This is a genomic window from Ferrovibrio sp. GW821-FHT12D07 (genome assembly GCF_058807275.1).
In genome coordinates this window covers 125,940-145,333 of record NZ_JBXAQN010000001.1, presented here as the reverse complement: position 1 = coordinate 145,333, position 19,394 = coordinate 125,940, and the positions used below count along the sequence as shown (strand labels likewise).

The 19,394-nt window shown below is 64.6% G+C and carries 21 protein-coding genes and 1 tRNA gene; 16 read left to right on the top strand and 6 right to left on the bottom strand.

Translation table 11 applies throughout. The annotated features are described in order from the left end of the window. The first annotated feature begins 22 nt into the window (after positions 1-22). Positions 23-448, top strand: a complete 426-nt coding sequence (locus AC1RRE_RS00730; RefSeq protein WP_492979127.1) for a hypothetical protein — start codon at positions 23-25, stop codon at positions 446-448. Here the strand turns inward: AC1RRE_RS00730 and AC1RRE_RS00725 are convergent. Both AC1RRE_RS00725 and AC1RRE_RS00720 read right to left on the bottom strand, forming a co-directional pair. Continuing rightward, positions 445-795 (bottom strand): PIN domain-containing protein, encoded by a 351-nt coding sequence (locus AC1RRE_RS00725; RefSeq protein WP_492979126.1) that lies wholly within the window; start codon positions 793-795, stop codon positions 445-447. The genes AC1RRE_RS00730 and AC1RRE_RS00725 overlap by 4 nt on opposite strands. Further along, positions 792-1,838, bottom strand: a complete 1,047-nt coding sequence (locus AC1RRE_RS00720) for an AraC family transcriptional regulator (RefSeq protein ID WP_492979125.1) — start codon at positions 1,836-1,838, stop codon at positions 792-794. The genes AC1RRE_RS00725 and AC1RRE_RS00720 overlap by 4 nt, the downstream gene beginning before the upstream one ends. A 125-nt stretch (positions 1,839-1,963) precedes the next feature. On the opposite strand from AC1RRE_RS00720, the gene AC1RRE_RS00715 reads away from it, so the two are divergent. Genes AC1RRE_RS00715 through AC1RRE_RS00705 form a run of 3 tightly spaced genes read left to right on the top strand, consistent with a single transcriptional unit; the run spans position 1,964 to position 5,099 of the window. Further along, a complete protein-coding gene (locus AC1RRE_RS00715; RefSeq protein WP_492979124.1) occupies positions 1,964-2,884 on the top strand; it encodes a bile acid:sodium symporter family protein in 921 nt (306 codons plus the stop codon). After that, the gene (locus AC1RRE_RS00710; protein WP_492979123.1) at positions 2,881-3,828 is read left to right on the top strand and encodes an SDR family oxidoreductase; all 948 of its coding nucleotides are present in this window, start codon (positions 2,881-2,883) and stop codon (positions 3,826-3,828) included. Before AC1RRE_RS00715 ends, AC1RRE_RS00710 begins: the two co-directional genes overlap by 4 nt. Then, a complete protein-coding gene (locus AC1RRE_RS00705; protein ID WP_492979122.1) occupies positions 3,825-5,099 on the top strand; it encodes a flavin-containing monooxygenase in 1,275 nt (424 codons plus the stop codon). Before AC1RRE_RS00710 ends, AC1RRE_RS00705 begins: the two co-directional genes overlap by 4 nt. Here AC1RRE_RS00705 and nth read toward each other — a convergent pair whose 3' ends face one another. After that, positions 5,100-5,747, bottom strand: a complete 648-nt coding sequence (gene nth, locus AC1RRE_RS00700; protein ID WP_492979121.1) for an endonuclease III — start codon at positions 5,745-5,747, stop codon at positions 5,100-5,102. Positions 5,748-5,790: 43 nt separating this feature from the next. Between nth and AC1RRE_RS00695 the strand changes: the two genes are divergently transcribed. From AC1RRE_RS00695 to AC1RRE_RS00675, 5 genes are all read left to right on the top strand, one after another. Beyond that, positions 5,791-6,459 (top strand): ribonuclease T2 family protein, encoded by a 669-nt coding sequence (locus AC1RRE_RS00695; RefSeq protein ID WP_492979120.1) that lies wholly within the window; start codon positions 5,791-5,793, stop codon positions 6,457-6,459. Positions 6,460-6,577: 118 nt separating this feature from the next. Further along, positions 6,578-8,749, top strand: a complete 2,172-nt coding sequence (locus AC1RRE_RS00690) for a methyl-accepting chemotaxis protein (RefSeq protein ID WP_492979119.1) — start codon at positions 6,578-6,580, stop codon at positions 8,747-8,749. Between the two features lie 172 nt (positions 8,750-8,921). Next, complete coding sequence (locus AC1RRE_RS00685) at positions 8,922-9,776, top strand: hypothetical protein (protein WP_492979118.1); 855 nt, start codon at positions 8,922-8,924, stop codon at positions 9,774-9,776. Further along, entirely contained in the window at positions 9,757-10,200 is a 444-nt protein-coding gene (locus AC1RRE_RS00680; protein ID WP_492979117.1) for a hypothetical protein, read from the top strand. The genes AC1RRE_RS00685 and AC1RRE_RS00680 overlap by 20 nt, the downstream gene beginning before the upstream one ends. Before the next feature lie 145 nt (positions 10,201-10,345). Further along, the gene (locus AC1RRE_RS00675) at positions 10,346-11,350 is read left to right on the top strand and encodes a hypothetical protein (RefSeq protein WP_492979116.1); all 1,005 of its coding nucleotides are present in this window, start codon (positions 10,346-10,348) and stop codon (positions 11,348-11,350) included. Between the two features lie 18 nt (positions 11,351-11,368). Here AC1RRE_RS00675 and AC1RRE_RS00670 read toward each other — a convergent pair whose 3' ends face one another. Then, positions 11,369-12,022 carry a glutathione S-transferase family protein gene (locus tag AC1RRE_RS00670; RefSeq protein ID WP_492979115.1) on the bottom strand — a complete coding sequence of 218 codons (654 nt, stop codon included), beginning with the start codon at positions 12,020-12,022 and terminating at the stop codon, positions 11,369-11,371. A 152-nt stretch (positions 12,023-12,174) separates the two neighbouring features. On the opposite strand from AC1RRE_RS00670, the gene AC1RRE_RS00665 reads away from it, so the two are divergent. Together AC1RRE_RS00665 and AC1RRE_RS00660 are read left to right on the top strand one after the other, a co-directional pair. After that, a complete protein-coding gene (locus AC1RRE_RS00665) occupies positions 12,175-13,401 on the top strand; it encodes a polyhydroxyalkanoate depolymerase (RefSeq protein WP_492979114.1) in 1,227 nt (408 codons plus the stop codon). Positions 13,402-13,682: 281 nt separating this feature from the next. Further along, a complete protein-coding gene (locus tag AC1RRE_RS00660; RefSeq protein WP_492979113.1) occupies positions 13,683-14,657 on the top strand; it encodes an NADPH:quinone reductase in 975 nt (324 codons plus the stop codon). Between the two features lie 9 nt (positions 14,658-14,666). Here the strand turns inward: AC1RRE_RS00660 and AC1RRE_RS00655 are convergent, their stop codons facing one another. Beyond that, positions 14,667-15,179, bottom strand: a complete 513-nt coding sequence (locus AC1RRE_RS00655; protein WP_492979112.1) for a PAS domain-containing protein — start codon at positions 15,177-15,179, stop codon at positions 14,667-14,669. Positions 15,180-15,353: 174 nt separating this feature from the next. Next, positions 15,354-15,429, bottom strand: a tRNA-Ala gene (locus tag AC1RRE_RS00650). Between the two features lie 331 nt (positions 15,430-15,760). On the opposite strand from AC1RRE_RS00650, the gene AC1RRE_RS00645 reads away from it, so the two are divergent. From AC1RRE_RS00645 to AC1RRE_RS00625, 5 genes are all read left to right on the top strand, one after another. Continuing rightward, on the top strand, positions 15,761-16,051 hold the full coding sequence (locus AC1RRE_RS00645) for a YggT family protein (protein ID WP_492979111.1): 291 nt from the start codon (positions 15,761-15,763) through the stop codon (positions 16,049-16,051). Then, positions 16,048-16,401 (top strand): DUF167 family protein, encoded by a 354-nt coding sequence (locus AC1RRE_RS00640; protein ID WP_492981317.1) that lies wholly within the window; start codon positions 16,048-16,050, stop codon positions 16,399-16,401. The genes AC1RRE_RS00645 and AC1RRE_RS00640 overlap by 4 nt, the downstream gene beginning before the upstream one ends. A 4-nt stretch (positions 16,402-16,405) precedes the next feature. Next, the gene (gene folD, locus AC1RRE_RS00635; protein WP_492979110.1) at positions 16,406-17,290 is read left to right on the top strand and encodes a bifunctional methylenetetrahydrofolate dehydrogenase/methenyltetrahydrofolate cyclohydrolase FolD; all 885 of its coding nucleotides are present in this window, start codon (positions 16,406-16,408) and stop codon (positions 17,288-17,290) included. Positions 17,291-17,360: 70 nt separating this feature from the next. Then, the gene (gene gcvA / locus AC1RRE_RS00630) at positions 17,361-18,320 is read left to right on the top strand and encodes a transcriptional regulator GcvA (RefSeq protein WP_492979109.1); all 960 of its coding nucleotides are present in this window, start codon (positions 17,361-17,363) and stop codon (positions 18,318-18,320) included. 115 nt (positions 18,321-18,435) lie between these two features. Further along, entirely contained in the window at positions 18,436-19,359 is a 924-nt protein-coding gene (locus AC1RRE_RS00625; RefSeq protein WP_492979108.1) for an alpha/beta hydrolase family protein, read from the top strand. Positions 19,360-19,394 lie beyond the last annotated feature (35 nt).

Here is a 19,394-nt window from a genome sequence, read left to right as displayed (position 1 = left end):
GACTCTGTTTAAGCTGCGCGGCGTGAAAACGCCGCGCATTCTTTTTGCCCTCATCCTGCCGCTCGCGCTCGCCGCCTGCGGCGGCCGTCCTGCCGGGCCTGCCCCGTCCGGCGAGGTGCTCGACCTTTCGCTGGTGCATGCCCGGCCCAACGATCCGCCGCGCCGCGCCGTCTCGGCCGATGTGGTGCGCAAGTCCGAAGCCGAGGCGCGTGCGCTGTTCGGCACGCCGACCGCGCTGCGCCGCGAACCGCCGGGCGAGGTCTGGCAGTATCAGGCCGAGGTACCGCGCTGCACGCTGCTGCTGTTCCTCTATCCTGACGATACGGCTTCGCGGCTGCGCGTCAGCCATGCCCAGGTTCTCAGCCGCGTGCGTGGCCAGACTGTGGATGACAGCGACTGCCTTGCTGCGCTGCTGAAAACCCCGCAGCCCGGCCGGCCGGTCTCCTAAGAGAGAAATTCCGTTCTGAAGGCGGCATAGGCCAGCACGCGCAGGCCCGCCTGCGTCATGCCTTTGTCGTCGCTGACCAGCAGGTCGCAGTGCCGCGCCGCCGTAGCCGCGATCATGGCATCGCGCGACGCATCCAGCGGCAATTCGGCCACCGGTACGCGCTGCACCTTCAATTGATGCAGCAGGTCGAACAGCTGTTGCCGCCGCGCCGCATCGGCGATCTGGTGCAGCTCATCCGTCTGCGCGGATGTCACGACGATGGTGATGCCGGTAGCCAGGATTCGTTCGGCATCGTCATGCGCCAGCACGGCATCGAAGGCATTGCTGTCGAACATGACGCGCGTCATGACGCTGCCTTGCGCCATTCCGCCGGCGTCTGTCCGGTCCAGCTTTTGAAGGCGCGATGGAAGTTGGCGACATCGGCAAAGCCCAGCCGTGCCGCAATCGCGGGCACGCTGCGCTCCGCGTCGCGCAGCAGGTCTTTCGCCAGCGTGCAGCGCAGGCTTGTCACTTCGGCCTGAAAGCTGGTGCCACGCTCGGCCAGCCGGCGCTGCAGGGTGCGTGGCGTCATGCGCAAGGCGGCGGCTGCCTCTTCGATGCCGGGCTGCGTATCGCCCGCGAAAGCCGCGCGGATGCAGTCGGCCAGGTCGCGCAGCAGCGCATCGCCGCCATCGTTCAGCCGCGACAGCTCAGCCTGCGCATAGCCCGACAGCACCGACTTCAGCCCGGCATTGGCCTGCCGCACCGGCAGTACCAGCACATCGGCCGACAGCAGCAGCGAGTCATCCTCGGCGTCAAAGCTGATCGTCACCGGTCCGAAGATGCGGCGGTGTTCCTCCAGGCTGGCGGGCGCTGTGTGGCGGAAGCGCACCGCCTGCGGCAGGATGTGCTGGCCGCAGAGCCAGCGCGTGAAGGTGAGGGTGGCGGCCAGTACGGCTTCCACGCGCTGCCGCCGGCAGGGCCAGTCGGGGTCGAAGGGCAGATACAGTAGCCGGATGGCGTCGCTTTCAACGCGTGCCGCAAACCGCCCGCCGCCGCCAACCAGCGGCGCGAAGCGTTCGGCCTGGGTCGCGGCTTCGCGCAAGCTTTCGCAGTTCATCAGCAGCTGGCCCAGCGCATCGAAGGAACCGGGACGGGCCTGTTCGCCCACATGTAGACCGAGCGCCACATCACCGGTGAGCCGCTGGGCGGCCAGCCAGATTTTCGAAACCGCGTCATGAGGCAGGCGCGGCGCGGCGCCGTCCAGCAAGGTAGCGGGCAGACCGGCCTCGGCCAGGATGACGGGTGGCGCAGCCGAACGATGACCATGCGCCTGCACCGCATCCAGCAGGGTGCGCACATAGCCTGCCGCCACGCTGCGCGGCCAGTCCTCTGCCTCGGTACCCGTCATTGCTCCCTCATATGGCGCCGGGCGACAATATCCTGTCGTGCTGCGCCATCGCCTCCCGGCCGGTTTGGCCCCAGAATGCCGCAGCAAGCCGGCGGGAACAACCACAGCCGGCAGGGAGGAAAACCATGGCCGATGCATCGCTTGATGCCGTGCTGATCCAGATCAATGCCACCGGCCAGCTGATCCTGGGCCTGGTGCTGGCCTTGATCATGTTCGGCGTGGCGCTGGACCTGCGCTTCAGCGATTTCGCCGAGGTGCTGCGCCGGCCGCTGGCGCCGCTGTCGGGTCTGGTGGCTCAGCTGCTGCTGCTGCCGGCCGTCACCTGGGCGATCACCATGGTCATGCAGCCGCTGCCCAGTGTGGCGCTGGGCATGATCGTGGTTGCCGCCTGCCCGGGCGGCAACCTGTCGAACCTGATGACCCATATGGCGCGCGGCAATACCGCGCTCTCGGTCAGCATGACCGGCATCTCGAGCCTGCTGGCTGTGGTCACCACGCCGCTCAACATCATTTTCTGGGCTTCGCTCAATCCGGCCACCGCCGTCCTGCTGCGGCAGGTGAGCATCGAGCCCGTCTCCTTCATCGGTTCGACCGTGCTGCTGCTCGGCGTGCCGATGGTCGCCGGCATGACCACGGTGCGGCTGTGGCCCAGGCTGGCGGAAAAGCTGCGTCGCCCGTTCCAGATCCTGTCCTTCCTGTTCCTGATCGTCTTTATCGTCGGGGCGACGGCGTCCAACGCAAAGCACCTCACGGCTTTCCTGCTGCAAATCCTGCCGCTGGTGGCGCTCCATAACACCGTCGCCGTCCTGCTCGGCTGGCTGACGGCGCGCGTCTGGCGCTTGAGCGACTTCGACACCCGCGCCATGACCATCGAGGTCAGCATGCATAACTCCGGTCTGGGTCTGGCGCTGATCCTCAATCACTTCGACGCGCTGGGCGGCGCTGCCCTGATCGCGGCCGGCTGGGGCGTGTGGCATATCGTGTCGGGCTGGGCGCTGGCGGCCTGGTGGAAGCGCAAGGATCGCCGCGCGGGGCTGGTGGCATGACTGCCGGCACACTGGTCACGGGCGCGGCCGGTTTCATCGGCCATGCGCTGATCAAGGCACTGCAGGGCGATCCGGCAGCGCAGCCGCTGATCGCCTTCGACTTGCGCGACGTGCCGACGGACAAACGCCTGTCCGGCGTGACGTATCTCACCGGCGATATCCGCGATGCCAGCATAGCGACACTGTTCGCGCAGCACCGGCCGCGCTGTGTGGTGCATCTGGCCTCGGTGGTGGCGGCCGGCGGCGACGAGAAGCGCGATTACGAGATCGATGTCACCGGCACCGGCCATGTGCTGCAGGCCTGCCTCGCCGCCGGCACCAGCCATGTGATCGTCACCTCCAGCGGTGCGGCCTATGGTTATCATGCCGATAATCCGGTGCCGCTGCGCGAGGATGACGCGCTGCGCGGCAACGAGGATTTCGCCTATGCGCGGCACAAGCGGCTGGTCGAGGAATTGCTGGCCGGCTGGCGCGTGAAATACCCGCACCTGAAGCAGACCGTTTTCCGGCCCTGCACCGTACTGGGCCCGGGCACCACCAATCAGATCACCGCGATGTTCCGCCGGCCGCTGGTGCTGGGCCTCACCGGCACGGCGACGCCGTTCTCGCTGATCAGTGACGGCGATGTGGTGGCGGCACTGGCGCAGGCAGTGCGCGACGGTCGCGATGGCGTCTACAATCTGGCCGGCGACGGCACCATGAGCCTGCGCGCCATCGCGGCCAGACTGGGCAAGCCCTATCTGGCGATTCCGCCGGTGCTGCTGAAAGCCGCGCTCTGGCTGCTGAATCTGCTTGGCGTCACCAAGCTCGGGCCCCAGCATGTGAAGTTCATCCAGTATCGTCCGGTGCTGGACAATACGCGGCTGAAATCCGGCTTCGGTTACACGCCGAAGCTGGAGGCGGCCGCGGTTTTCGAACGCTTCGTGCAGGCGGAACTGACATGACCTATCTGGTGATCGGCGCCGGCCCGGCCGGCCTGGCCGCGCTCAAGAGCCTGAAGACCGCCGGTCTGCCGGTGGAAGCGGTGGAGCGCCACGCCGATGTCGGCGGGCAATGGTTCTATGGTGGCGCGGCCAGCGCGGTCTATGCCTCGACGCATCTGATCTCGTCCAAGCGCACGACGGCCTTTGCAGACTATCCGATGCCGGAAGACTGGCCGGCCTATCCCGGCCGCGCCCAGGTGCTGGAGTATTTCCGTGGATTCGCCAGGCATTTCGAGCTCTATCCGCTGATCCGCTTCGGCACCGGCGTGAAGACATTGCAGAAGCAGGGCGAGGGCTGGCGCGTCGTCTTCGACGATGGCAGCAGCCGCGACTATGCCGGCGTGATCATCGCCAACGGACATCTCAGCGATCCGCTGCAGCCGCGTGTATCTGGCGATTTCACCGGCACGGTGATGCATGCCAAGGAGTACAAGTCGCCCGACATCTTCAAGGGCAAGCGCGTACTGGTGGTCGGCATGGGCAACACGGGCTGCGATATCGTGGTTGATGCGATCCATCACGCGGCGCAGGTGCTGTGGAGCGTGCGCGGCGGTAATCACTTCGTGCCGAAATTCGTCGCCGGCAAGCCAGCCGATGAAGCCAATCACAAGCCGAAGAAATTCATCCTGCCGCCGAAAATTCGCGCCATGCTGCATGAACCGCTGCTGCGCCTGCTGGTCGGTCCGCCGGAGCGTTTCGGCCTGCCCAGACCTGCCCATCGCCTCTATGACCGCACGCCGATCGTGAATTCCCTGGTGCTGCAGCATCTGGGGCAGGGCGATGTGGCGTTGCGCAAACAGGTGAAGGCGTTCAAGGGCGACCGTGTGGTTTTCGAGGATGGCGCGGAAGATGCCGTCGACCTGGTGCTGTTCGCCACCGGCTACCGCATCACCTTCCCCTTCCTCGACGATCTGGCGCTGCTGAACTGGCAGCCGCTGCAGGCTGCGCCGCGTCTCTATCGCAACATCTTCCCGCCGCAGGACAACGGGCTGTTTGTTGCCGGCCTGCTGGAAGGCGCGGGTGTCGGCTGGCCGGGCCGCGCGCTGCAGACCGACCTGATCGCGGCCTATCTGATGGCAAAACAGAAACGGCCACAGGCGGCTGACGCCTTTCGGCGCAGAATCAACGAGACGCTGTCGGCACCGGCGAAGAATGCCGGCGCGCATGGCATCTTCGTGGATTTCCTGCGCTACAAGCGCGACCTGCAGAAAGAGATCGCAGCCCTGCAGTAGCTATTGTTCGTCCGGCGCCTTGGTCTTGGGCTTGAAGTCGCAGTCCATGGCGACGACGCAGCGCCAGCAGTCGGGCTTGCGCGCCTTGCAGATATAGCGGCCATGCAGGATCAGCCAGTGATGGGCATGCTGGCGGTATTTCGCCGGCACGACTTTCTCCAGTTTCAATTCCACCGCCAGCGGCGTCTTGCCCTTGGCCATGCCGGTGCGGTTGCCGACACGGAAGATATGCGTGTCGACCGCGATGGTGTGTTCGCCCCACAGCACGTTCAGCACCACATTGGCGGTCTTGCGGCCAACACCCGGTAGGGCTTCCAGGGCCGCGCGGTCACGCGGCACTTCACCGCCATGGCGCTCGATCAGCAGCTGTGACAGCGCGATCACGTTCTTGGCCTTTGAATTGAACAGGCCGATGGTCTTGATATGCTGCTTCAGGCCGTCTTCGCCCAATTTGAGCATTGCCGCCGGGGTATTCACCGTCTTGAACAGCTTCTCGGTCGCCTTGTTGACGCTGACATCGGTCGCCTGGGCCGACAGCGCCACCGCCACCAGCAGCGTATAACCGTTGACGTATTTCAGCTCGGTCTGCGGTTCCGGATTGGCGGCCGACAGCGTGGCGAAGAAATGCTCGATCTGGGCGGGCTTCATGGGGCTTGGCATATGAGGGCTGGTGGATGATCTTTAGACCGTCATGAAACCTTTAGGCAAGCTCGCTCTCCTTTTGTTGTTCCTCCTCGCTGCTGCCGATGTCGCGGCGCAGGAGCAGTGCCGCCTGCCCTCGCGCATCGAGGCGGCGGCCTGTCCCGCGCAGGCCCGCGAAGAGGCGCGCGGCACCAAGGGTGATTTCGATCATTACGTGCTGAGCTTCAGCTGGTCGCCGGCTTTCTGTGACACGCCAGCGGGCCGTCGCAGCCCGATGCAATGCCGCGACAACCACTTCGGCTGGGTGGTGCATGGCCTGTGGCCGCAATATGCCGAACGTCGCGCAGGGCAGCGCTGGCCGCAATATTGTGCGCCCGTGCAGCCGGTGCCAGAGCCCGTGCTGCGCCGTCATCTCTGCGCTTCGCCCGATCCGAAGCTGATGCAATGCGAATGGGCCAAGCATGGCAGCTGCAGCGACTTCACCGATGCGGCCAGCTATTTCACCGCCATCGACACGCTGCGTGCGCGCATCACCTTGCCCGAGCCGCGTGCCGGACAAGGACCGGCTGCGTTCGAAAGCGTGATGGTGGCGGCTAATGCCGCGCTCGGGCTGGAGCGGCGACATCTGCAGGCCGTGGGCGACGGCAAGGGCGGGATTCGTGAAGTGCGGCTCTGTTTCGACCGCCGTCTGCAACGCAGCACGGCCTGCCGCCATTAAATAGCGATAACCTCCGCGCGAATCTGAATAGTCTCTACACGTCCTGTGCTATTGTTTGTGCTGGAAATCCGTGTGAAATTTGCGAGAGCGACATGTCCGTCGCTGGGGGGAATTGATCATGTTTCAACGCTCGATTGGGGCGCGTCTGATCGCGGCCATGCTTGGCATCACCTTCGCCGCGATTGCGGTGATCGCCGGCTACATGTTCATCAAGCAACTGCAAACCGCCGATGAAGATCTGCGCGAGGATCTACAGGCGAAATATGACGCCGTGCTGGAAGGCATCGATTTCGAGGGCCGGTCGGTTGCCGCCGCCAGCGCGGTGCTCAGCGGCATGAAGCCGCTGCAGGAGATCGTCGCCCGCGCCGATCGCGAAGCCGGCCTGGCTTTGCTGGCCGAACCGATGAAAAACGCCCGCGAGCGCCAGGGCATCGGCCTGATCACCGTGCAGCTTCCCACCGGCGTCGCGCTGCTCCGCGCCCATTCGCCCGCCAATCACAGCGACAACGTGCTGAGCCGCCGCCAGACAGTGAAGCAGGCCATTGAAACCGCCAAGCCCTATACCGGCATCGAGCCGGGCCGTGAGACGCTCAGCCTGTTCTCGTCGCATCCGATCATGCATGAGGGCAAGCTCGTCGGCGTCGTCGATACCGGCACCAATCTGGGTGAGGATTTCCTGCTGCGCATGAAGCGCCGCCTGAATGTCGACCTCACGCTGCACATGCTGAGCGAAGACAAGATCATCGTCTATTCCAGTACCTTTGCCGAAAAGACCATGATGACCGAGCCTGATTACCGCGCGGCGCTGGCCGGCGGTCGTCCGCAGAAAAAGGGCGTGCTGAAGGGTCGCCAGGTCACGGCGATGCTGGCGCCGCTGAACAATTTCTCGGGCAAGGCCATCGCCGTGATCGAGGTCGTTGAAGATACCGAGAAGCAGGCCGCCGAAGCCCGGCGCGAATTGCTGGTCCTCGGCCTGATCGCGCTGATCACGCTGGCGCTGAGCGGCGGCATCGCCGTCTGGATCAGCCGCGGCCTCACCCGGCCGATCTCGGCCATGACCGAGGCGATGCAGACGCTGGCCGCTGGCAATCTGGACTGCACCATCCCGGCGCAAGATCGCGTCGACGAACTGGGTGCGATGGCCAAGGCCGTGCAGGTCTTCCGCGAACAGGGCGAGGAAAACCGGCGCATGTCGGTCGAGCGCGCCAGCCAGCGTGAAGCCTTTGAAGAGCAGCGCAAGACGCAGGAAGCCGAACTCGATCGTTCGATCGGCGCCATCGTCGCGGCTGCTGCCGAAGGCGACCTCGGCCAGCGCATCGCCGTCGACAACATGGAAGGCGTGATGCGTCGCCTGGGCGATGGCGTCAACGTTCTGGTCTCGACCACCGACGGCGCGCTGAAGGAACTGGGTGTGGTGCTGAACCGCCTGGCCGAGGGCGATCTGGGCGGCCGCGTGCAGGGCAATTACGCTGGCGTGTTCGCCGAGCTGCAGCGTGCCACCAACAGCATGGCCGAACGCATCAGCGATGTGGTGCGCAGCCTGTCGCAGAATGCGGAATCAGTGAACGCGGCCGCATCGGAGATTTCCTCGGGCAGCCAGGATCTGGCCAGCCGCACCGAAAGCCAGGCGGCCTCGATCGAGGAAACTGCCGCCTCGATGCACGAGATCACCACCACGGTGCGCCAGAATGCCGACAATGCCCAGGCCGCCAACCAGCTGGCGCTGGCGGCGCGCGATACGGCGGAAAAGGGCGGCAGCGTGGTGGCCAATGCGGTCACCGCCGTGACGCAGATCGAAAGCAGTGCGCAGAAGATCAGCGACATCGTGTCGCTGATCGACGAGATCGCCTTCCAGACCAACCTGCTGGCGCTCAATGCCTCGGTCGAGGCGGCGCGTGCCGGCGAGGCCGGCAAGGGCTTTGCCGTCGTCGCGCAGGAAGTGCGGGCACTGGCTCAACGCTCGGCCAACGCGTCGAAGGACATCAAGGCGCTGATCTCGGAATCGAACGCGCAGGTGAAGACCGGTGCGGCGCTGGTCAACCAGACCGGCAGCTCGCTCACCGAGATCGTCAATGCCGTGAAGAAGGTGTCGGATATCGTCGCCGAGATCGCGGCGGCCAGCCGCGAGCAGGCCACCGGTCTCGATCAGGTCAACACCGCCGTCGGCTCGATGGACGAGATGACCCAGCGCAACGGCGCGCTCGTCGAAGAGACCTCGGCCTCGGCCCAGGCGCTGTCGGGGCAGGCGCGTGAACTGGCGCAGCTGGTCGGCTTCTTCCGTCTCAAGTAACCGCACCACCCGCGTGCAGGCCGTATCCTGACGATATGGCCTGCACGCGGGGGATGAGGGACTCTTAGCCCACCTGCTCTAGAAGTATACACCAGTTACTAGTTTTTAATGTGTCGTTATACAACCTGAATCGCTTATTCTGATCCCGGGTTTTGCAGGCCGGGATGGGAAGTTGAGTCTCACAGGGGAACATAAGCGATTGCGGCGCGAGGCCCTGGGTCTCCTGGCGCAGGTCGAGAAGCAGGGGCTGGAAATCGCCCGCGCCTATCAGCATGGCGCCGAGACTTCCGGCAGCTTTGTCGATTTCCGCCGCTTCATTGAAAAGGTCGACCACTTCTACGTCTTTGTCGATCTGGTGGAAGACCGCCTGCCGCGTTTCGAGGATGACCGGTGCGCGGCGCTGATGCGGCATCTGGCGGATATCCGCTGGCGCATCATCATCGTCGAGGTCGATACCACGCAGATATTCCTGGTGCGCATCGGCGAGTCGAGCCAGCCCTGGCCGCTGGGCAGCCGCCAGTTCCTGCAGCGTCGTCTCGATCGTCTGGGCGAGATCGGGTCCTATTACGATGCCTTCGGCGAGCGCTACAATCTGTCGCCGCTCAGCGAGACAATGGTGCGCGCGGTCAGCGACCTGCTGAAGGCGCAGATTCCGAAGGCGACATCCCTGAACGACTTCAGCTTCGACCGGACAGACAATCTGATCCGGCCGGAAGACATGACGGTGCAGCTCGATCGGAGCAAACCCCGTCGTGTCGTGGATCGCAGCCCCATCCCGCCGTCGCCTGTGCCGCCGTCATTCCGGGTGCGCGAAATGGATGGCCGCTTCTATGTCGATCGCGACAGTATGATCGCCGTGACCGAGGCCTGCCGCACGGCAGCTCTCGGACTGGATGATCTGGCGCGTCAGCTTGGTGTCAATCGCCCCACCCTGGTTCTGCTGCTCAATGGCAATGATCCCATCGCCCGTGGTCCGATGGAAGAAATCCGCGCCTTCGTCAGCCGCCATGGTGGACGTTGTGCCTGACCCGGTCGCATCTGATCCAGTTGCACCAGACCCTTCTGGACCCAGCTCGCAGCTGGCCTATGAGATCGACGAGATCAGCCGCATCATCACGGTCGCCTATATCGGCGACCTGAATGATCAGGTGGTGCTGGATTTCTATCGCGGGCTGCTGCTGCACCGGCCCGATGCGGCGGCTTACGATTTCCTGCTCGATATGCGCTACACCGTATGGGCGGCGCAGATGGAAACGATCGCCGCGCTCGACATCCTGTTCGATGATGCCGGATGCCCCGGGCGCCGCGTCGCCGTGGTTCGCAAGGCGCATACCCTGACCGCCGACGAGCGCAGCAGCGCTCTCATCCGGCATGGCATCGGCAGCCGTGAAATCCGCTACTTCGGTCATCTGGACCAGGCGACGGACTGGCTGACTGGCCGGTGTCGTTGAAACTCCTCCGCATCCGATGCAATAGGCCGGGAAAACTTCATGGTCCATCTCGCGAAAGTGAGGCCGGGTCGGAAAATACTCCTGCGTATTACCGGTATTCGCGCTTAAGCTTTGGCCGGGCGCAGCGCCTGGGGGGTAGTTTCTGATGGCTGGGAGTACAGGCGACAGCCATGCGGCGGCGCTGGGTCTGATTGCGCAGTTCGAGCGTCAGTCGCTCGGCATCGCGCGCAGTTACGACAATGGCGACGGCGTTGCCGACAATTACGGGGCCTACCGCACCCTGACCGAGCGGATCGATGAATTCCACGTTTTCGGGCGTTTGGTCGAGAACCGCCTGTCCGATGTTGATCCCGGGAAACGCGCGGCGCAGACGCGGCAGGTGATGGATGTGCGCTCCCGCATGCTGTTGCTGGAAATCAACGCCATGCACAGTTTCCTGACGCGCTTTGCTGATGGCGGCAAGCCCTGGCCGCTGGGCAGCAGGGGCTTTCTGATGCGGCAGCAGGCCCGCATCGACGAGATCATGGAGGACCATCGCGATATCGCGACCCAGCACGGGCTGGAGCCGATGGACGCGGCGATCGCCACCACCCTGTCTGCGCAGTTCGCCACGCAGCTCGAACGTCTCCAGGCGCAGGAAAGCTTCGGCACGCGGGATTTCGGTGCGGGGCTGGAGGATTTCGCAGCGACTGCACGGCGTCGCCCCGAACCGCCGCCCGTTATTACCGCGCAGCCTGAAGAGACCGTGCAGGCCGAGGCTGTGTCGTCGCCCGCTGCCGACGCTGTATCTGACGCCGGACCTGAGCCCGAGCGCGCCGAGGAATTCCCGATTCCGCTGGCGTCGGAGCCGCCGCCACCACCGCCGGCGCGGCGTGTGGCCAAGCCCGCGGCTGCCCCGACCAGCGGCCTCAAGCCCAAGCAGAAGTTCAAGATCAAGAACACCGACGGCAACAACTACGTCGAGGCCGGTGGCCTCACCATCGTGGAAGATGCCTGCAAGCACGCCAAGATCACGCTGAACGACCTGGCCCGCGAAATGGGCATCAATCGTGCGGCCCTGGTGCTGATGCTGAATGGCAGCGATGCGATCGAGAAGAAGCCGCTGACGCAGCTGCGCGCCTTCATCATGCGCAACGGCGGCCTGATCTGAGGCTTCAAAAAATCCTGATCAGAACTCGACGTCGAGTTCGTCGAGATCGTCGGGCTCGGCCTTCGCCGCGCTGATCCAGTCCTGCATGATCGGCCAGGCCATCACGGTCTGGCAGTAGGTGGTGCAGGCCGGATCCAGCTTCACGTCATAGGTGAGGAAGCGGCTGCAGACCGGCGCATACATCGCATCGGCGACCGTCGGCTTGGCGCCGAACAGCCAGGGGCCGTTATAGGCGGTGAAGCAGTCGCGCCAGATGGTGACCACGCGGTCGATATCGGCCTGGGCGCCGGCCCAGACCTTGAAGCCCGGATAATGCGCCTTGAGATTCATCGGCAGGGCCGAGCGCAGGTTGGAAAAGCCCGAATGCATCTCGCCGCTGATCGAGCGGCAATGCGAGCGCTGCACCTTGTCGACGGGCAGCAATCCGGCATCGGGATAGATTTCCCCGAGGTAAGCGGCGATCGCCAGCGTGTCCCACACGGAAATCTGTCCATGGGTCAGGCGCGGCACCAGGAAGGAGGGCGAGAGCAGCAGCAGCTCGGCGCGAGTCGAGGGATCGTCGCTGGAGAGCAGCTTTTCCTCGAAATCCAGCCCGGCCATGCGGCAGAGCAGCCAGCCGCGCAGCGACCAGGAGGAATAGTTCTTACTGCTGATGGTGAGCGTGGCCTTCATCAAGCGGTCCCCCGGACTTTCGCCTGATACATATATCTCGCATTGCAGCACAAACTGCATTAGCTTTTTTCATGAAACCGGAACGGCAGCCGTGGGGGAGTGCCGCCGGTGGGGGTACAGGGTGAACCCTGTGCCCCGGACCATCGAGGCTCATGCTTTATTTAGCCTACCAGACCCAGGCCGACCTCATGGCCCCGCTGCGCCGGCTGGCCGAAAGCGCCCTGCCGGGGCTGAAGCAGATGGCTGCGTTCAATCCGGGCCTGCGCGGGCTGGCTGCCTATACCGAGATGGTGTCGCGGGCCGGCATCAGCCATGGCCGGCCGCCCTATAACATCACCAGTGTGAAGGTGGGCAACCGCACGGTCTCCGTGACGGAAGAACCGACGCTGGTCATGCCGTTCGGCACCCTGCTGCATTTCCGCAAGGATGCCGAAGCGGCCCAGTCTTCCCTGATCGAGCAGCCGCGCGTGCTGGTGATCGCACCGCTGTCAGGCCATTTCGCCACGCTGCTGCGCGACACCGTGCATACCATGCTGCCCGATCACGATGTCTATATCACCGACTGGCATAATGCGCGTGACGTTCCCTTGAGCGCCGGCCGCTTCGGCTTCGATGATTATGTGGCGCATCTAATCCAGTTCATGGAAACCATCGGGCCCGGCGGGCATATGGTGGCGGTGTGCCAGCCCTGCGTGCAGGCGCTGGTGGCGGCGGCCGTGATGGCGGAAGACAAGAACAAGGCACAGCCGCGCTCGATGACGCTGATGGCGGGACCGATCGACACCCGCATCAATCCCACCAAGGTGAATGTGCTGGCCCAGGAGCATCCGATTTCCTGGTTCAAGGAGAAGCTGATCTCCACCGTGCCGCCTGGTCTGCCCGGTGCGGGCCGCAAGGTCTATCCGGGCTTCGTGCAGCTCACGGCCTTCATGAGCATGAACATGGATCGCCATGTGAAGGCGCATGTCGAGCTGTTCGAGAATCTGTGGCGCGGCGATCTCGAGCCGGCGATGAAGACCAAGGAATTCTACGACGAGTATTTTGCCGTGCTCGATCTTGATGCCGATTTCTATCTCGAGACCGTGCAGTGGGTGTTCCAGGAGCATCGCCTGCCGCTGGGCGAACTCACCTATCGCGGCAAGCCGGTGAATCCCAAGGCCATCCGCCGGACGGCCTTGCTGACCGTGGAAGGCGAGCGCGACGATATCTGTGCCATCGGCCAGACGGTGGCGGCGCATGACCTCTGCACGAGCCTGAAGCCGTATATGAAGCGCCATCACCTGCAGGCCGGCGTGGGCCATTACGGCGTGTTCAGCGGCAAGCGCTGGGCCAACCAGATCTATCCGCTGGTGAAAAACACCATTCTCGCGAGCGAATAAGGCTTAAGTGCCTGACGCGACTGGACCGATGCGGTCCAGCGGCAGCCGATAGCGGGCCAATGCGAGCCCATTCGGAGCCAATTGGATCCCGTTCAGGGCCAATTGAGTCCCATTCAGAGCCAGTTCGGCCCCATGGCGAGCCGATTGAGTCCAATGACGACCAATCGGCTGCGATGACGTATTCACGATGGGCAACACCAGCACTTGGTGATGTAGAAAGGCCTGTGCATTATTCAAATCGATTCTGTGTGTGACACTCAAAAATGCAGCAGGGAAGAACCATGAAAGCCGCCTGGTACACCAAGAATGGCGAAGCCCGCGATGTGCTGACGGTGGGCGAGCAGCCGATGCCGCAGCCCAAGGCTGGCGAGGTGCTCGTGCGTGTGCATGCCTCCGGGGTCAATCCGTCGGATGTGAAAAGCCGGGGTGGCCGGCCACTCGCCGGCCCCATAGTGATTCCGCATAGTGACGGCGCGGGCATTGTCGATGCGGTGGGCGAGGGCGTGCCGGCATCGCGCATCGGCCAGCGCGTCTGGATCTGGAATGGCCAGTGGCAGCGTCCGATGGGCACGGCGGCTGAATATATCGCCTTGCCGGCCGCGCAGGCCGTGCCACTGCCCGATGCGGTGGATTTTGCGACGGCGGCTTGTTTCGGCATCCCGGCGCTCACGGCCCTGCAGGGTGTGCGCATTGTGCAGCAGGCTGGCGCCAAGTCGGTGCTGATCACCGGCGCGGCCTCGGCCGTCGGGCATTACGCGACGCAGATTGCCGTTGCGCGCGGCATGCGCGTGATCGGTACGGCATCGGCGGCACGAGCCGATGTGGCGCGCGCTGCCGGCGCCAGCGATGTGATTGACTACAAGACGGAAGATACCGCCGCGCGGGTATTGGCGCTCACCGGCAATGCCGGTGTCGATGCGATCATCGACATGGACCTGTCATCGACCGGGCCGTTGCTGGCCAAGGGTGTTCTGGCGCCGCATGGCACGCTGGCCTGTTACGGCTCCAATGCCATGGGCGATGTGGCGCTGCCCTTCCGCGATATGCTGTTCCGCAATCTGTCGCTGCGCTTCTTCCTGGTTTATGAACTGAACGCCGAGGACCGCCGCGCCACGCTGGCTGATCTGGATGCGGTGTTGCAAAAGAAGGCGCTGGTCACGCGCATTGCCGCGCGCTTTACCTTGGACCAGATCGCTGCCGCCCATGAAGCCGTGGAGCGGGGCGCGACGGGCAATGTCGTGATCGAGATGCCGTGAAGCGGCAGCCTAAAGCTGCCGGCCCTCGATTCCGAAATACAGCGACGCGCACAGGATTATGTCCACGGTCGCGCCGTCGGCGGCCAGCGGCAGGAACAGGTTCTCCACCGTCTTCACGGCATCGATGCGCTTGTTGTTCGGCATGCCGCGACGCCAGCTTGGCTGCGGCGTCTTCAGCATGCTGTGCACGCGGCTGATGGTGGGGTTCGGGCTGACGCGCGAGGGATTGGACTCTTCCAGCCACAGGCCCATCGGGTTATGGCCACCGCGCATTTCGATCAGCTTGGTGCCGGCGAGGCGGTAGCGGATGCGGGGCAGGCCTGCGGCGTCGCGTTCATCCGGCACAACATCGAGCAGCCAGATCACCGGCAGCCAGGGCTTGAGGATTTCCGGTCCCACATGCACGCGGCCGGGCAGCAGGCCCGGTCCCGGCGATTGCATGCACCAGGCGCGATGCAGCGCCTGCAGCCTGGGATGCCAGTCGGCATGGTCAGCCGGCTGGGCGAAGGGATCGATGATCACAACAGTGTCCTTGGCCCCGGCCTTAACGCGGCCGGCCGCGGTGGTAACGGCGTCAGGATACCCCGCCGGGCCTGGACTGAACATTGCCTGCACGGGCGAATGCGTCAGGTTGTGACGGCGCGCGCCTCGCAGTGCGTCAGGTTGCGTATGCGTTGCTGGCGGTCGGCGGGGAAGTGGTGGAGCCGAGGGGAATCGAACCCCTGACCTCCTCATTGCGAACGAGGCGCTCTCCCATCTGAGCTACGGCCCCAAGCCGGTGCGCCAGCCACCGAGTAAAGTGGACCTCGCAAGGGTCCTGGCCGGGCGGGCTAGCAAGTACCAAAGCGGCCGGGTTTTGTCTACCGCCCCCGGCATGAATCGGCGGCCTGCCGGGCGTCGGCCTGCCGAGCCTGGCGGATCTGAGCTTGGGGGAGCCGGCCCGGCCACCAGCATGCTTTTCCGGCCTTTTTCGGGGGATGGTGGCCCCGGTCACGCGGCCTCGGGTTGCGTTTCCCGGGACCTGCCGGTATCACTCAGGCCCAGCATCACCCGGGGCCGTCCGGCCTGCCGAGCCATCCCCCAGAGGAGCCGCGAAGACGCCGATGTTTGCCCTGTTCTGGCTGATAGACACCATCCTGGGACTCTACACCTGGATCCTGATCGCCTCGGCCATCCTGAGCTGGCTGGTCGCCTTCAACGTGGTCAACACGCGCAACCGCGTGGTCTACATGATCGGCGACTTCCTTTATCGCGTCACCGAACCCGTGTTGCGCCCGATCCGCCGTATCCTGCCCAACCTGGGCGGCATCGACATCTCGCCCGTCATCCTGATCCTGCTGATCCTGTTCCTGCGTCAGCTGATCCAGAACGACCTCGCGCCGCTGTTTCTCTGAGAGCCGCTGCCCCGCTGATCGCGTTCAAGCCATATCGCCTGCAGTCTGATGGCCTGAGGTTATTCGTGCGCCTGACGCCGAAGGCCGGCCGCGACAGCATCGACGCGTTGAAGCCCACCGCGGATGGCAGCGTCGAACTCGTGGCGAAGGTCACGGCAGTGCCGGAAAACGGCAAGGCCAATGCGGCGTTGCTGAAGCTGCTGGCGAAGAGCCTGAAACTGCCGGTCTCGCGGTTCGATCTCGTCGCCGGCGCGACCGACCGGCACAAGCAGATTCTCATCGGCGGCGACGCCACGGATATCGAAGCCGCGCTGGCGCCCTGGTTCGCCGCGCTGAACGTCAAGGAGTAGCGCCATGACCGCAACCCAGATCGACGGCAAGGCCGTTGCCGCCACGCTTCGCGCCGAGATCGCGCAGAAGGTCCAGCGTTTTCAGGCTTCGGCAGGGCGCCTTCCGGGACTAACCGTCGTGCTGGTGGGCGACGATCCGGCTTCGGAAGTCTATGTCCGCAACAAGGGCGTGCAGACACGTGAGGCCGGCATGGTCTCCAACGAGATCAAGCTGCCTGCTGACACCACGCAGGCGGCTCTGCTGGATGTGGTGGCCAAGCTGAATGCCGATCCGGCGGTGGATGGCATCCTGGTGCAGATGCCACTGCCCAAGCAGATCGACACGCAGGCGATCATCGCCGCCATCGATCCGGCGAAAGACGTCGATGGCCTGCATCCGGTCAATGCCGGCAAGCTGAACCAGGGCATCGAGGCGCTGGTGCCCTGCACGCCGCTGGGCTGCATGATCCTGTTGGAAAAAGCCGGCGTGAAGATCAGCGGCGCCAATGCCGTGGTGATCGGGCGGTCGATCCTTGTGGGGCGGCCGATTGCGGCACTGCTGCTCGCCGCCGACGCCACCGTGACGATTGCCCATTCGCGCAGCCGCGATCTCAAGGCGATTGTTGCCCAGGCCGATATCGTGATCGCCGCCGTCGGCCGGCCGCAGATGGTGCCGGGCGACTGGATCAAGCCGGGCGCCGCCGTGATCGATGTCGGCATCAACCGCGTTCCCAAGGATGACGGCAAGACGAAGCTGGTCGGCGATGTCGATTTCGCGTCGGCTGCCGCTGTGGCCGGCGTCATCACTCCGGTGCCGGGTGGCGTCGGTCCGATGACCATCGCCTGCCTGCTGCAGAACACGCTGACGGCGGCCTGCTATTGCGAAAAGATTGATCCGAAGACGCTGTAAGGCATGCGCCGCAACGGCATGCCGCCACGTCACGGCTTCCCAATCGCCCGGACAGGCCTAAGCTGACGGTATGGCAAAGCGTCTGCCACCCCTTCTGGCCCTCGAGGCCTTTGACGCCGCCGCGCGCACCATGAGCTTCAAGGCGGCGGCGGCCGAACTCAATCTCACGCCCTCGGCGATCAGCCATCGCGTCAAGCAACTGGAACAGCATCTGGGCCTGTCGCTGTTCCGCCGGCTCAATCGCGAAATCCGCCTGACCGAGGCCGGCCAGGATTACTACAACACGGTGCGGCGTGCGTTTGACCAGATCGCTGATGTTTCGCGCCGCGTCGGCCGCTCAAAGCGCATTGAAGAGCTGCGGCTGTCTTCGGTGCCGATCGTCGCCGCCACCTGGATCATCCCCAATCTGGCGGAATTCCTCGATACCCAGCCGGCGCTGCGCCTGTTCGTCGAATCCTCGCAGCGCAATGCCGATTTCGCCCGCGATGCGGTGGACGCGGCGATCCGCTTCGGCGATGGTCGCTGGCCCGGCCTGGCGGCGGTGAAGATCACCGATATCGCCATGGCGCCGATCTGCACGCCGAAGCTGGCGCAGAAACTGAAGGGCCCGCAGGACCTGCCCAGCCAGACGCTGATCCATCTCAGCACCTTCCCCGATGCCTGGCCGATGTGGCTGCGCGCCGCCGGCATCGCCGATCTGGCAGGCGGTCGCGAGATCTGGGTCGACAATGTGGCGCAGACGACGGAAGCCGCCGAGCGCGGACTTGGCGTGGCGCTGGGCGTGGCACCGCTGATCGCGCCGCGCATCGTCGAGCAGAAGCTGGCCATGCCATTCGCGCCGATGGTGAAGGCCGAGCATGGCTACTGGTTCGTCTGCCGCCGCGCCGATGCCGACAAGCCGGCGCTGCAGGCCCTGCGCGACTGGCTGCTCGTGCTGATGCAGCGTGCGAATCGGCAGATGAAGCCGCTGTTGCCCAAGACGGTCGCCGGCAAAACTGCAGTCAGTGGTATGCGACGCAAGCGAAGCTGAGCCGGATTCGATAGCACTTAGGGGCTACGTCCTCTGGATCAATTGAATCACGTTCATGCGAGTTCGGCCGATTCACGGGTTGTGACGCCCTTTTGGGTGATCTTAGGTCGCCCGCATGGAACAGTCCCGATTCGACATTGCCGCCGTCTCCATTCCTGTTGCCGACGGACAGCGCCTTGCTGGCACACTGGCCTGGCCGGCGCAATCCAATGGCGTCAGCGTCCAGATCAACAACGCCACCGGCGTATCGCGGCGCTACTACGCCAGCTTCGCCAGTTATCTGGCGTCGCGCGGTTTCACGGTGCTCACCTTTGATTATCGCGGCATCGGCGGTTCGCCGCAGACGCCGGGTGCGCCGCCGCCGCGCATGCTCGACTGGGGCCGGCGCGATATTCCGGCTGCCGCCGATTTCCTCGCCAGCCGCACGCCGGGTGAACAGCGCGCCATGGTCTGCCATTCCTTCGGCGGCCAGATGCTGGGCCTGATGCCCAAGGTCGGCGAGATCGACGCCGTGCTCGCCATCGCCTCGCAGAACGGCTACTGGCGCAACTGGTCGCTCTGGCATCAGCTGCGGCTGTTCCTGTCCTGGTATGTGGCCTTTCCGCTGGTGGTGAACATGATCGGCGAGCTGCCGGGCTGGTGGCTGGGCGGTGAAACGCTGCCGGGCGATGTGGCGCGCGACTGGCGTCGCTGGTGCTGCACGCCCGACTATCTGGTCGATGATGACGGCAAGCCGTTGCGGCCCTATAACGCGAATCTGCGCGCAGCCATGCGCCTGATCAGCTTCGACGACGACCACAATTTCGGCCCGAAAAAGGGCGTCGATGCGCTGATGAAATTCTATCCGATGACGGATATCGAACGCCTGCATGTCGCGCCGAAGGACTGGGGCGTCAGCCGCATCGGCCATTTCGGATTCTTCCATCGCGACTTCCCACCCAAACTCTGGGGCCAGCAGGCCGACTGGCTGTATGCCGCCGCGCGCGGCCAGCACTGGACCCATCCGCAGAATTCCGCAGGCAGTCGCAACGTCAGGTGAATTTCACTCATCTGATGTATGGGGTTTTGCGGTTG